This window comes from Desulfurivibrio alkaliphilus AHT 2, assembly GCF_000092205.1.
Classification (GTDB): Bacteria; Desulfobacterota; Desulfobulbia; order Desulfobulbales; family Desulfurivibrionaceae; genus Desulfurivibrio; species Desulfurivibrio alkaliphilus.
Map to the genome: position 1 here is coordinate 1,364,098 of NC_014216.1, position 13,692 is coordinate 1,377,789.

Annotated in this window: 12 protein-coding genes; 2 read left to right on the plus strand and 10 right to left on the minus strand. The window is 61.1% G+C overall.

What is annotated here, in order from left to right; translation table 11 throughout:
* Position 1 precedes the first annotated feature (1 nt).
* Complete coding sequence (dnaB, locus tag DAAHT2_RS05865) at positions 2 to 1,363, plus strand: replicative DNA helicase (RefSeq protein WP_013163378.1); 1,362 nt, start codon at positions 2 to 4, stop codon at positions 1,361 to 1,363.
* Between the two features lie 69 nt (positions 1,364 to 1,432).
* Complete coding sequence (locus DAAHT2_RS05870) at positions 1,433 to 2,002, plus strand: YfaZ family outer membrane protein (protein WP_013163379.1); 570 nt, start codon at positions 1,433 to 1,435, stop codon at positions 2,000 to 2,002.
* Between the two features lie 143 nt (positions 2,003 to 2,145).
* Here the strand turns inward: DAAHT2_RS05870 and DAAHT2_RS05875 are convergent, their stop codons facing one another.
* From DAAHT2_RS05875 to DAAHT2_RS05920, 10 genes are all read right to left on the minus strand, one after another.
* Complete coding sequence (locus DAAHT2_RS05875; protein ID WP_013163380.1) at positions 2,146 to 3,027, minus strand: hypothetical protein; 882 nt, start codon at positions 3,025 to 3,027, stop codon at positions 2,146 to 2,148.
* Positions 3,028 to 3,182: 155 nt separating this feature from the next.
* Positions 3,183 to 3,839: a nicotinate-nucleotide adenylyltransferase gene (gene nadD, locus DAAHT2_RS05880; RefSeq protein ID WP_013163381.1), complete on the minus strand. Its 657-nt coding sequence runs from the start codon at positions 3,837 to 3,839 to the stop codon at positions 3,183 to 3,185.
* Positions 3,840 to 3,866: 27 nt separating this feature from the next.
* Positions 3,867 to 5,123: a glutamate-5-semialdehyde dehydrogenase gene (locus tag DAAHT2_RS05885; protein ID WP_013163382.1), complete on the minus strand. Its 1,257-nt coding sequence runs from the start codon at positions 5,121 to 5,123 to the stop codon at positions 3,867 to 3,869.
* Between the two features lie 81 nt (positions 5,124 to 5,204).
* The gene (gene proB, locus DAAHT2_RS05890; protein ID WP_013163383.1) at positions 5,205 to 6,359 is read right to left on the minus strand and encodes a glutamate 5-kinase; all 1,155 of its coding nucleotides are present in this window, start codon (positions 6,357 to 6,359) and stop codon (positions 5,205 to 5,207) included.
* Positions 6,360 to 6,375: 16 nt separating this feature from the next.
* Entirely contained in the window at positions 6,376 to 7,512 is a 1,137-nt protein-coding gene (gene obgE / locus DAAHT2_RS05895) for a GTPase ObgE (RefSeq protein WP_013163384.1), read from the minus strand.
* Positions 7,513 to 7,740: 228 nt separating this feature from the next.
* The gene (gene rpmA / locus DAAHT2_RS05900; protein WP_013163385.1) at positions 7,741 to 8,004 is read right to left on the minus strand and encodes a 50S ribosomal protein L27; all 264 of its coding nucleotides are present in this window, start codon (positions 8,002 to 8,004) and stop codon (positions 7,741 to 7,743) included.
* Positions 8,005 to 8,024: 20 nt separating this feature from the next.
* On the minus strand, positions 8,025 to 8,333 hold the full coding sequence (gene rplU / locus DAAHT2_RS05905; protein WP_013163386.1) for a 50S ribosomal protein L21: 309 nt from the start codon (positions 8,331 to 8,333) through the stop codon (positions 8,025 to 8,027).
* An 80-nt stretch (positions 8,334 to 8,413) separates the two neighbouring features.
* Positions 8,414 to 9,949: an Rne/Rng family ribonuclease gene (locus DAAHT2_RS05910; protein WP_013163387.1), complete on the minus strand. Its 1,536-nt coding sequence runs from the start codon at positions 9,947 to 9,949 to the stop codon at positions 8,414 to 8,416.
* Between the two features lie 162 nt (positions 9,950 to 10,111).
* The gene (locus DAAHT2_RS05915; protein ID WP_013163388.1) at positions 10,112 to 12,658 is read right to left on the minus strand and encodes a TIGR03960 family B12-binding radical SAM protein; all 2,547 of its coding nucleotides are present in this window, start codon (positions 12,656 to 12,658) and stop codon (positions 10,112 to 10,114) included.
* A gap of 20 nt (positions 12,659 to 12,678) precedes the next feature.
* Positions 12,679 to 13,620 (minus strand): hypothetical protein, encoded by a 942-nt coding sequence (locus DAAHT2_RS05920; RefSeq protein ID WP_157861425.1) that lies wholly within the window; start codon positions 13,618 to 13,620, stop codon positions 12,679 to 12,681.
* Positions 13,621 to 13,692: the final 72 nt, after the last annotated feature.

Sequence of the window (13,692 nt, forward strand, 5' to 3'; positions counted from 1 at the left end):
GATGGACCACCCCCAAGGCTCCACCATGCACCGCCTGCCGCCCCAGAACGTCGAAGCCGAGCAATGTGTGCTCGGCTCGGTTCTGCTGCAGGACGGAGCCATGTCCAAAGCGGTGGAGGTGCTCGCTCCGGAAGATTTTTACCGCGAGGGGCACCGCCACATCTTTACCGCCATGGTGGCTCTCTTTGAAAAAAGCGAGCCCCTGGACCTGATCACCGTCACCAATTTCCTCAGAGACAACCATCAACTCGACCAGATCGGCGGCCCGGCTTATCTCGCCTCGCTCACCGATCAGGTGCCGATGGCCGCCAATATCAGCTACTACGCCCGCATCGTGCGGGACAAGGCCATTTTGCGCCGGCTGATTCAAACCAGCAGCGAAATCGCCGGCCGCTGCTACGAAGAGCAGGACGATATCGACGCCCTGCTGGACGAGGTGGAGCAGACCGTCTTTGAAATCTCCCGCTCCAAAAGCGGCCAGTCTTACTGGGCCATGAAGGCGGTGATCAACGAGACCTTCAAAATGGTGGAAACGCTCTATGAGCGCAAGGAACACATCACCGGCCTGCCCACCGATTATCACGACTTCGACAAAATGACCGCCGGCCTGCAGCCGTCCGACCTGATCATCCTGGCGGCCCGCCCCAGCATGGGCAAAACGGCTCTGGCCATGAACATGGTGCAGCATATCGCCCTGGTGAACAAAACCCCGGTGGGGGTTTTCAGCCTGGAGATGTCCAAGGAGCAGTTGGGGCTGCGAATGCTCTGCTCGGTCAGCCGGGTAGACGCCCAACGCCTGCGCACCGGCTTTCTGAAAGACCAGGACTGGCCCAAGTTGACCCGGGCCTACAACATGCTGCTGGACGCCCCGGTTTACATCGACGACACCCCGGCCATCTCGGTGCTGGAGATGCGGGCCAAGGCCCGGCGACTCAAGACCGAGCACAACATCGGCATGATAGTGGTCGATTACCTGCAGCTGATGCGGGGCCGCAGCAACGTTCAATCGCGGGAACAGGAGATCAGCGAGATTTCGCGATCACTGAAGGCCATGGCCAAAGAGTTGCAGGTGCCGGTGATGGCCTTAAGCCAGCTCAACCGGAGCCTGGAAAGCCGCCCCAACAAGCGCCCGCAGCTTTCCGACCTGCGCGAATCCGGCGCCATTGAGCAGGACGCCGACGTGATTTGCTTCATCTACCGCGACGAGGTGTACAACAAGGCCGAGGACAACCCCAAAAAGGGCCTGGCCGAACTGATCATCGGCAAACAGCGCAACGGCCCCACCGGCACGGTGGAACTGGCCTTCCTCGACCGCTACACCACCTTTGAAAACCTGGCCCGCCACGACTACGGCAGCCACTAAGGGCGGGCTGGGCGGGCAACCGGCAATGCCGGCATGATGCAAATTTACTAATAAAATAAGGAGTATGCGATGAAGAAACTTGTCACCGCGGCGTTAGTCGCCCTGACCATGACCGGAGCCCAGCAGGCCCAAGCCGCCTCCTTCGACCTGAACCTGAATGATTACTCCGTCCAAGCCAAGCTGGCCGGGCCGGTGGCCAACGATGCCCAACTGCACCTGCGCTTTCTTTACAACGACAAAAGAAGCCTGACCATGAGCTCCGCCGACCTGGAGTTCCAGGCCATGATTGAAGAGGCGCCGGGCTTCGGCATCGGCCTGGGAGTGGGGGTTCTGGGTGGCCGCAAGAAGAGCTCGAAGGCCAACCAGGATATGCTCGGTGTCCCGGTGGGCCTGCGGTTCTACTTCCAGCCGGCGGGGGCGGAAAACCTGGAGTTCCAGGGCAAGGTCTTTTATACCCCCAAGCTGCTCTCCTTTGCCGACCTGGACCGGATGCTGGAAAGAAGGGCTCGGATCGGCTACGCCATCAGCCCGACGGTGCAGATCTACATCGAATACCAGCACATCCGGGCCAACTTCGATGATTTAAACAACCGCACCATCGACAACAACATCAGAGTGGGCTTCAAGGCCCGGTTTTGATTTTTACGGCCCGGAAACTACTCCGGTAACCAGCCTGCCTTCGGGGCCAATACAGGCGACCTCGAAGGCAGGCTGGTGCCAAAATCAGCAGCACAACCGACCGGGTGTCCATACCTCAACCGGCCGGCTGGCGTCTGCTCCCATCAAAGATCAAATTCATCCTCGTCAAGATCGACGATAAACCCGGAGACCCCGCCATAGTTGCCATGCAGTTCGGTGGCATCTGCGGTAAAAACCACCCGGATGAAGCCAGCAGCGAAATCAAGCCTGATCTCTCCCTGGTAAGTAATCCCGGCAGCATTCTCCCGGATAGTCTCGGGGGTGGAAATCGTCATTTGGCCAAACTCAACCGGATCGTTATAGGTTCCAGTCATTAAAATGTGCTCCTCACCACCAATCTTTTCCACGACAATTTGGACGTTCGTCATCTCATAGTCGTCACCATCGTAGGTCACTTTGATGTTGAAAAGATTGGTGAATTTGGCCAGACTGGCTCGCTCATGTTCTACCGTACCGTTGAGTCTCACGGTATACGAATTACCGTTCTCATCAAAATCAAGTCGCACCTGGCTAAAGGTAAACTCGACTTCATTTGGATCATCACCAAATTTACCATCCATCAAAGCCACCACATCAACCGCCCCTGAAACCACGGTCACCTCATCGTCAGCGACAAAGTTGTTAAAAACAAGGTAGGCTTCAAGCACATCATTATCTTGGTTAGTCGTAACAGATACTCCGCTTTGTTGTTGTCCCTCCATTTCCCCCTCGATAATGGCGGCAATCCCATCCGGCACATTTTGCATCAACTCAGCAATCCAGAAAAAATCCTGCGCCAGCCGCACGGCTTTCATTTCCTCAGCGCTAAGGTCTTCATAAGGATCAGTGCCATTGTCGCCATCCTTCTTGCTGCTGCTGCTACTGCTACTGCTACTGCTGCTGCTGCAGGCCACCGCCAGGGCCAAAATCAGCAGCAATGAGGCCATAATCGCCAATAGTCTGGTGGGTAGTTTTTTAGAATGCATGGGCTCCTCCTTCCCGGTTGAAATAAAACACCTCTGCCACTGCGGGTTATCGCCGACCGTTGGCCGGTAACCCGCTCTCAGAGCGGCACCACATAACAGTTAACAGATTGTAACTTTAGTCATGCTGCGAAGTCAAGCCCCATGGCCCGGCTTGGTCAGCGGTAGAGCTGATGTTTGCGGATATAAGCCGCCACCGGGGGCGGAAGCAGGCGGGAGATGTCTTCACCGGCGCGGATCTTGCGGCGGATGGTGGTGGAGGAAACCAGGAAGGCGTTGACCGGCAGCGGATAGAGATGAGCACCGTGGGGATGGGTCCAGCGGTTATGCTCCGAATCGTACTTAAAGCCGCCCGGCAGGCGGTTAATCAGGTTATTGAGCTGGCCGGGGGCGCTGTCCGGGCGTTCCGCGACCAGGAAATCGGCATAACGAAAGAGGTCGGAGAAATTTTTCCAGCTAGCAAGCTCGACAAAGGCATCGGAGCCGATGATGAAGTAAAGGGCACAGGCCGGGCCCAGTCGGGCGCGTAACTCCCGCAGGGTATCGACGCTGTAGGAAGGACCGGGGCGCTGTTCCTCCATCCGGTTGACTGCCAAGGCCGGCTGATCGGCCAGAGCCAGTTCCAGCATGGCGGCCCGGTGGGCAAAAGGGGTTACCGGCTCGTCAAGCTTGTGGGGCGGCTGGGCGGCGGGGATCAACCACACCCGATCCAGGGCGAATTCCCGCCGGGCCGCCTGGGCCAGCACCAGATGTCCGTTGTGCACCGGATCGAAGGTACCGCCCAGGACCCCGATCCGGTCAAGGCCTGCCGTCATCCCCCCGCCTCCCTTACTGTTGTACTGCTATTCCCGAATTTCCCCCTCACCGTAAACGATGAACTTGCAGGTAGTCAACTCCCGTAGGCCCATGGGGCCGTAGGCATGCAACTTGGTGGTGCTGATGCCGATCTCGGCCCCCAGGCCGTACTGGCCGCCATCGCTGAAACGGGTGGAGGCGTTGACCATCACCGAAGAGGCGTCCACTTCGCGCAGGAAGCGCTGGGCATGGGCGTAGCGGCCGGTAATAATGGTCTCGGTATGCTGAGAGCCGTACTGTGCGATATGGGCCATGGCCTCATCGAGATCCGCCACCACCTTGACCGCCAGGATCAAATCGAGAAATTCCATGCCCCAATCCTCCGCCGCGGCAGCCTTGGCCTCCGGCAGCAGGGCCTTGGTCTGCGGGCAGCCACGGATTTCCACCCCGGCGGCAACAAGCTGCCGGCCCACGGCGGGCAAAAAGTCCTCGGCAACATCCCGGTGCACCAGCAAGGTTTCCAGGGCGTTACAGACCCCGGGGCGCTGGGTCTTGCCGTTGAGCACGATCCGGGCGGCCATTTCAAGCTCGGCATCGGCATCGACAAAGGCATGACAGACCCCTTTATAGTGCTTGAGTACCGGAATGCGGGAGTTCTGCGCGACAAAACGGATCAGCCCTTCGCCGCCCCGGGGGATGATCAGGTCGATCTCCTCCTCCCGTTGCAGCATACAGGTCACCGCCTCGCGATCGGTTACCGGAATCACCTGCACAGCGGCCGGGTCGATCTGCTCCGCGGCCAGGCACTCCTGAAGCACCTTGGCCAGGGCCAGGTTGGAATGGAGTGCCTCGGATCCTCCCCGCAGCAGCACGGCATTACCTGCCTTGAGGCAGAGGGCGGCGGCATCGACGGTGACGTTGGGCCGGGATTCGTAGATCATGCCGATTACCCCCAGGGGAATGCGCATCCGACCCACCATGATGCCGCTGGGCCGGCGCTGCATATCGGAGATCTCCCCCACCGGATCGGGCAGGGCCGCCACCTCCTTGAGGCCGGTTACCATGGCGTCGATCACCTTATCGCTCAGGGCCAGCCGGTCCAGCATGGCCGCCGACAGGCCCTTTTCCCGACCGGCCGCCAGGTCTTTCTCGTTTTCCTGCTGGATGTAATCCTTACGCGCCAGCAGCCCGTCGGCCATGGCCAGCAACAGCCGATTTTTCACCGTGGTGGAAAGATTCGCCACCTGTCGGGCAGCCCGTTTGGTCTCCCCGGCCAGGGTTGCAATGGTATCTTCCAGGGCCATAACGCTCCTCCTGTCGCTGCTTGGGTAATGTTGTAAATATACTGTTCAAATACGCCATCGTTCAGCGGTGCTGCTGAACGATTACAAGATCACCAGGTTGTCGCGATGAATCACCTCATCGCTGTCCTTGTAGCCAAGAATATCGACAATGGCCGAGGTTTTCACCCCCATAATGCGCTTGATCGCGGCGGCATCATAGGAAACCAGTCCGGCGGCCACGGGTTTGCCGGATCGATCCAGGCAATGCACCGGGTCGCCCAGGCCAAAATCCCCCCGCACCTCGACAACCCCCGAGGGCAGCAGGCTTTTGCCGCCCCCCAGAATGGCCCGGCAGGCCCCTTCATCTAAAACCAGATAACCCTTGGGCCGCAAGGTATAAGCAATCCAGTGCTTGCGGGAGGGGATTTTCTGCGGGGCGGGCAGAAAAAAGCTGCCCAGTTCCTCACCGGCAAAAAGCCGCAACAGGACATCGGGCTCCCGGCCGGGCCCGATGACCGCCGCCCCGCCACGGGAGACCACCATCCGGGCCGCCTTGATCTTACTCAGCATCCCACCGGTACCCACGGCACTGCCGACACTGCCGGCCATTTCTTCGATTTCCGAGGTAATGGCCGGCACCGTCCGCAGCGGACGGGCGTCGGCATGGCAGCCGGGGTCGGCGTTGTACAGGGCATCCACGTCGGTGAGGCAGACGAAGAGATCGGCCTCCAGCAGATTGGTCACCATGGCCCCCAGGGTGTCGTTGTCGCCAAAGCGCAACTCCTCCACCGACACGGTGTCGTTTTCGTTGATCACCGGCACCAGGTGCCACTGCAACAAGGTAAAGATGGTGTTGCGGGCATTGAGATAGCGATCGCGGCGGGAAAAGGCGTCATGGGTAAGCAGCACCTGGGCAACCTTGGTCCCCAGTTGTTCAAAGATTTTTTCGTACGCCCGCATCAAGCTGCTTTGCCCCACGGCGGCGGCGGCCTGTTTCTCGCGCAGGCTCAAAACGCGGTTGCCCAGGTCCAGCTTGCGCCGACCGGCGGCCACCGCCCCGGAGCTGACCAGAATGACCTCCCGGCCGTCGCGGCGCAACTGCTCGATCTGGGCGGCCAGGTTGTCCAGGACCTCATAGTTGAGCCCTTCCCCGGTGGTCAACACCGCCGAGCCAACCTTGACCACCACCCGCCGGGCCTTGTCCAGGTGGCAGCGGCGGGTTTGGAGAGCGGCTCTGTTGTCCTCCTGCCGGCTCATCTTACCGTTCTCCCCATCACTGCTCCGGCTCTCCCTGCCCTTTTAGGTCCTCCTGGGCCGGGCCTGGCAAGTCGTCTTCTGAATCCTGCTCATCGGCCACCGCCGGCAACTGGCCATCGATGGCCTTGATCAGCTCATCTAGGCCCTCTCCGGTAAGCGCGGAAACCGGCAGGAGTTGCACGTTTTCCGCCGCAAAACGTTCTTTAAGCCGCGCCAGCTCGGCGGCCGCGGTGGCCCGCTCACCCTCCTCGGCAGCGGCCGGCGACGCCAGCAAATCGATCTTGTTGAGCACCACCAGCCGTGGCCGCTGCGCCAAATCATGGCTGTAAAGCCCCAGTTCCCGAGCCAGCAAATGATACTGAGCCAGCGGATCAGCGGCGGCATCGACCTCGGGGTCACCGCCCGGCGGCACGACGGCAATCACCTGCAGCAGCAGCCGGGTGCGTTCAATGTGGCGCAGGAAGGTATGGCCCAAACCGGCACCCTGGTGGGCATCTTCGATCAGGCCGGGGATATCGGCCAGGGTGCAGGGACGCTGGCCGGGAAGCAGCAGCACCCCCAACTGGGGAGACAAGGTGGTAAAGGGATAGTCGGCAATCTTGGGGGTGGCGGCGGTAAGGCTGGCCAGCAGGGTGGACTTGCCGGCGTTGGGCAGCCCGATCAGGCCCACATCGGCCAACAGCTTCAGCTCGATCTTGAGCCAGCGCTCCTGGCCCGTGGTGCCCTTGGTGGCAGTGCGCGGCGCCCGGTTGGTGGCCGAGGCGAAATGCACGTTACCCCGCCCCCCCTGGCCACCGCTGGCCACCAGCAACTGCTGGCCTTCGGCCACCAGGTCGGCCAGTACCTCGCCGCTTTCCGCATCGCGAATTACCGAGCCCACCGGCACCTTTACCAGGCAATCGGCGCCGCTGCGGCCGTGCATCTTTTTGCCCCGGCCATGGGCGCCATTCTGGGCGATAAAGTGAGAACGGTACTTGAAGTCGAGCAGAGAATCGAGGCGGCCGGAAGCCTCCAGGACCACATCACCCCCCCGGCCGCCGTCGCCGCCGTCGGGGCCTCCTTTGGGGACAAATTTTTCCCGCCGGAAGCTGACGCAACCATTGCCGCCGTTGCCGGCCCGAACCAGAAATTTTGCCTCATCGATAAAAGACATGGTGTGGCCCGACGACAAACCGGTGATTGACAAAGAAACCGCACAGCCGCACCGCTGGCGACGGCTGCTCGGTTGAGACGCAAATGATCACACGGCACCCCGCTCTGGCGCTTACTCACCAAAAGTCCGTTGCAAAGCCATGCAAGGACCCAACCGCCAGCTTTGCAACGGACGGCTATGAGCAGCGCACACTCGGAGTGCCGTGCGCAGTCACCCTAAGGGGTGGTTTCAGGCGGGATAGATGCTGACCCTTTTGCGACTGCGGCCGTTGCGGCGGAAGTCTTCGTAGGTCACCACTCCGTCAACTTTGGCAAACAGGGTGTAATCCCGGCCCACACCGACATTGGTCCCGGGATGGATCTTGGTGCCGAGCTGGCGCACCAGAATATTGCCGGCCTTGACCACCTGCCCGCCAAAGCGCTTGACGCCGCGGCGTTGGGCATTACTGTCGCGACCGTTTTTCGAGCTGCCGCCCGCTTTTTTATGTGCCATGACTCAATTCCTCGCGATATCTACAGAATCTCTTTGATTTCAAGAGCGGTGTACGGCTGCCGGTGCCCCTTTTTCAGGCGGTAACCCTTGCGCCGTTTCTTCTTGAAGACCAGCACCTTCTTGGCTTTGTCCTGTTCAACGATCCGGGCGGTAACCCGGGCGCCTTCCACCACCGGCCGACCGACCTTAACTTCATTGCCGTCAGCGACCAGCAGCACCTCGGACAACTCCACCGTATCTCCAACCTCGCCGGCAAGTTTCTCCACCCGCAGGCGGCTGCCCGCGGCTACCTGGTACTGTTTGCCGCCGGTGCGAACTATTGCGTACATAACTTCCTCCAAATCCTGGTAGAAAACATTCCGAAAAAGAAACCGCTACTTATAGCCTTAGCGGACTTTGTTGTCAAGTCTTACTGCCAAGTAAACTCATATTTCTCGGGATGAAAATCCTTGATGGGCATGATCTGAATCCGTTTACCGCATTTTTTTTCCAGGTAATCAACGGTGTGGGCCTCCTCCCGGAGCAGCAGTTCGGCCACCCGCGGATGGACCCGCACGACCACCGTTTCCGCCTGGCGGCGACAGGCCTCTCGCTCGATCTGGCGAAAGACATCGTAACACAGGCTGCGGCTGGAACGGATCACCCCGGTGCCCTGGCAGCAATTACAAGGTTCGCACATCAGGTGTTCCAGGTCTTCCCGGTTGCGTTTGCGGGTCATCTGGACCAGACCGAACTCGGAAACCCGCAGGATATTAAGCCGGCTCTTGTCTTTCTTGGCCGCCTCTTTCAAGGCGTTGAACACCGCTTCCCGGTGTTCTTCATCCTCCATGTCGATGAAATCGACGATGATTATGCCGCCGATGTTGCGCAGCCGTAACTGGTAGGCGATCTCCTTGGCCGCCTCCATGTTGGTTTTGAAAATCGTCTCTTCCAGGCCGTTTTTGCCTACGTAACGGCCGGTATTGACATCAATCACGGTAAGGGCCTCGGTGGGCTCGATGATGATGTACCCGCCACAGCGCAGCCAGATTTTCCGCTCCAGGGCGCGGTTTACCTCCAGCTCCACGCCGTAGGCATCGAAAATGGGTGGATCTTCCGGGGCCAACTCCACCCGGCCCTTGAGGTGCGGGACAAAGGTTTCCACAAACTGCAGCACCCGCTGGTAGGTTTCCGGTTCATCCACCACTACCTGATCCACCTCGGGTGAGAAGACGTCGCGCACCACCCGCAGGGTGATATCGAGATCCTGGTAGATCAGCCCCGGCACCGGCGCGGTGGTGGCCCGGGCCTGGATCTCCTCCCAGGTGTGCAGCAAAAATTCCATGTCCGCTTCCAGATCCTCGTTGGTGGCCGTTTCCGCCACCGTGCGGACAATGAATCCGGCGCCGGCGGGGCGCAATGCCTCAATATCCTGCCGCAACATCTGCCGGACATCCTCGTCTTCGATTTTGCGGGAAATACCGATATGCTCGGTCCGCGGCATAAAGACCAGGTTGCGGCACGGCAGGGTGATATGGCAGGTCAGGCGGGCCCCCTTGCTGCCCAGGGGCTCCTTGCACACCTGCACCATGATATCCTGCCCTTCGCTGAGCAAATCTTCAATATTCTGGCCCGGATGCCGGCGGCAGAGGGGGTCGGTGTCATGGCCGCAGCAGGTGTCATGGCCGGTGCCGTCGCCCCGGTCACAACGGGCCAGCCGTTTCTCGACTTCGTTGGAGGTTACCAGCACATCATCGACATAGAGAAAACCGGTGCGCTCCAGGCCCACATCGACAAAGGCGGCCTGCATCCCGGGCAGCACCCGCACCACCCGACCCCGGTAGACGTTGCCCACCAGCCCCTTTTCCGCCGGATGTTCAAGGTAAAACTCAGCCAGATTACCGTGTTCCAGCAGGGCGATACGGATTTCGTAAGGCGTGGCGTTGATCAGCAGTTGCGTGGACAAAACCTGGCTCCTTAAAAAACATTAAAATCAGTTAAAATAATTGCTGGTGGGTAACGCGTAAGCGGTCACGGGGTGCCCCAGATTGCGGCAAGCAGACCGGCGCCGCGTACCTCAGTACGTAAGCCGGGCTGATCGCCGCAAGATGGGGTGCCCCGTGGCCGCTTACGGCCGGGACCATAATTTCATCACCCGGGCTGCGGCCAACTGTTCCGGTTCCGGGGCGCAGGCGGCGGCTACCACTTCCAGGGGTTTTACCGTCGGCCGGCCGGCTTCCTGGACCATCACCAGCTCAAGTTCGCCGGGCGCCCGCAGGGCAAACTCCTTTACCACCGGACGAATATCCAGGGTGCGCGCCGCCCCTTTGCGGCGTACCGTCATAACAAATTCTTTAGCAGCCAGCAAGGCCGACGGCGCCCCGGGGTCGATTTTCCCAGGCAAGCTGATCCGGTAGGAGCTGAGCAGGCTTGGCGGTTGTTGCCGCCCTCCCGGCTCCAGCAAGAGCACCCGCAGGCCGGCAGGCAACTGCCGGTTCAACTCCTCTTTGGCCGCCGGCAAGTCGGTAAGCGGCGCCGTCAGCTCCAGCCAGAGAAACTCATCCTGGCTTTCGGTGCCCAGCGGCAGTGCCGGGCCGAAGGATACCTTGGGCGAGGGGTTGAAGCCCTGACTGAAGGCCAGCGGCCAGCCGGCCCGGCGCAGGGCCCGGAAAAAGACCTGCAGCACCTCCAAGTGCCCCAGGAAACGGGCCTCCCCCAGCCGGGAATAACGCAGGCGATAACCAATCCCCACCTCCGGCCGCGCCATCTGATGCGCCCCCTCCTGTTCCGCGGCCTCCCGCCGCCCCCCGGAGTCGCCGGCATCCTGGCCAGTGGTGGCCTCCGGCCGGCGAAAAACCACCGGCTTAACGGTTTTGAAATCGCACAACCCGCATTTACTGCAACCGTGCAACCGGCAGTCGGGGGTATACTCTTCAGCCAGGGCCCGCTGATATTCCGCCGCCAGAAATTTCCGGCTCACCCCGGCATCCAGGTGGTCCCAGGGCAAAGGCTCCTCCGGCTCCCGGCGCCTGAGATAGCTATCGAGATCAAGACCCAAAGCGGCGGCGGCGGCCTGCCAACGCTCCAGGTTGAAATGGTCGGACCAGGCGTCCAGCCGGGCGCCATCCCGCCAGGCCCGCTCCACCAGCGCGGCAAGGCGCCGATCTCCCCGGCAGAAAACCCCCTCCAGGTAACTTTGGCGCGGATCATGCCATTTGAGTTTGAATTTTTTGTGCCGCAGCTGCTGCTTTAAAAAGTCAATGCGGGCAAAGCCCTGCTCTATCGACAGTTGGGGCTCCCGCTCGAAGGGGGTGTGGGGCTTGGGGACAAAGACGGCGCTGCTCACCGTTACCTGGCAGCGGCCGGCCGGCCCGGTTTTTAATACCTTATGGGCCAACTCGACGATGGCCGCCAGGTCTTCTTCGGTTTCGGTGGGCAGCCCGAACATGAAGTAAAGCTTGATCAACTTCCAGCCCAGCCCAAAGGCGCTGCGGCTAGCGGCCAGCAGATCTTCCTCGCTGATTCCCTTGTTGATCACCCGGCGCAACCGATCGCTGCCCGCCTCCGGGGCCAGGGTGAAGCCGGTCTTGCGCACCCGCTTGATCTGCTCCATCATCTCCGGGGTCAGGGACCCCACCCGCATGGAGGGGAGAGAGACGGAAACCCGGCGGCGTTCCAGGGCATCCATCAGTTGCCCCAGCAGTTCGTTGATACAGGCATAATCACCGCTGCTCAAGGAGAGCAGGGCCACCTCTTCAAAACCGGTCTGTTCAATTTTACCCAGAATTTCCTGCAAAACCCGGGATGGCTCTCGCTCCCGCACCGGCCGGTAGATAACCCCGGCCTGGCAGAAGCGGCAGCCCCGGGTACAGCCCCGGGCGATCTCCACCCCCAAGCGGTCATGCACCACCCGGGTGGCCGGCACCAGCGGGGCAACGGCATGATCCACCTGTTCCAGGTCGGCCAGCACCCGGCGGCGAACCGGCGGCAAATCGGGCCGCCGGGCTTCGGTGCCGAGAAAACGGCCCGCCTGGTCATAACGGGGGGCAAAAAAGGAAGGTACATAAACCCCCGGCACCGCTGCCAGAGCCGCCAGGATCTGCCCCCGGGCCAGCTTTTGCTCCCTGCCCCGCTGCACCACCGCCAGCATTGCCGGCAGGGCCTCCTCGCCGTCGCCCAATAAAACGGCATCAAAAAAATCGGCCACCGGCTCGGGGTGGAAGGCACAAGGACCACCTCCGAACACCAGGGGCTGATCTTCAGTGCGCTCTTCAGCGCGCAAAGGCAGCCCGGCCAGATCGAGGATGGTCAGGATATTGGTATAGCAGAGCTCATAGGGCAGGCTGATCCCCAGCACGTCAAATTCGCCCAGGGGACGGCGGGATTCCAGGGAAAACAGGGGCAGCCCGGCCTCGCGCAGGGCCTGTTCCAGATCAAGATCCGGGGCATAGACCCGTTCTGCCAGCCATTCCGGCCGGGCGTTGACCAGGTGGTAGAGAATCTGCAGACCCTGATGGGACATGCCGATTTCGTAAAGATCGGGAAAGGCCAGGGCCAGGCGCAGGCGGGCCTGCTGCCAGTCTTTCCTGACCACATTGAATTCGTTGGCGCAATAACGCCCGGGTCGGTTGACCCGGGACAACAGGGCATCGATATCCATAAAAATATTTACCATGCTATTAAGGGGGGGTACCCTTAGTCAACCGTTTCCAGGGTGTAACCGGCGGGGATGGGAAGCTGAAAATCCTCGGGCCGCAACGCGCAGTCGGCCAGCAAGTCGGACAGCAGCAGGCTCAGGCTCAATCCTTGATGACGGCGGGAATCCAACTCAATCCGATGGGGCAGCAGCCAGCCGGGCTCATCGCCGACTTGCGGCACCGGGCGGTAATCATCGTAAATTATCTCCGCCGGCTGCCGCTGGTCCGGTTCAAAAAGCTGAATCCGCCGCACCAGGCCGGTGCCCGGGCGGAACGGCGGGTAGTGATCATCGTTGCCGACAACCTTCAGCGGCGGCTCAAGATCGAAAAGCGGCTCAAAAAGCAGCCGGGCCCGGGGGGGCTCGGCCACCTCCAGCCAGTAACCCCGCCCATCCGGCGCCCGGTAGACCGCCACGATCTCGGGCTCAAGCGGCATGCCGCCAAACAGCCAGGCAAACAGGCTCTCCGGCAGCCTTTCCGCCGGCAACCCCTGGGGCAGGTGTTGCCGGAATGCCTCGGCGGTGGTCGGACCCTGGTAAACCAGGGCCTGGTTAACCAGCAGCAGGCGAAAGGTTTCACCGTTGGTGGTCAGCGCCAGCGCCGGGCGCCCCAAGGGGTCCAGGCCGACAAACTTTAACCGGTTGGGCGCCATGGCCTGGAGATAACCGGGCAGCACACCGGAGCGCAACCAACTGCGCCACTGGATTTCAGCTTCGGCATCCAGGCATTGCATCTGCCGGTGACGCTGCTCCATGGTCGCCAAAAACAGTTCTTCCACCCCCTGCCGTTCCCGGCCGGTTAGCTCTTCCCCCACCGGCGGCAGGCGGGTGGCGCATCCCGCCGGCAACAGCAAAAGCAAACACCACAGCGGCAAGAGGAGCCGGAAGCAATCGCTTACCGGTGCCGTTTTTCTTCCGGCGGCCATCATGTAACTGTTCACGGGATACCCCCTGCGTGACGATCTTCCAAGGAGTAAGCGGTCACGGGGCACCCCAGATTGCGGCAAGCAGAC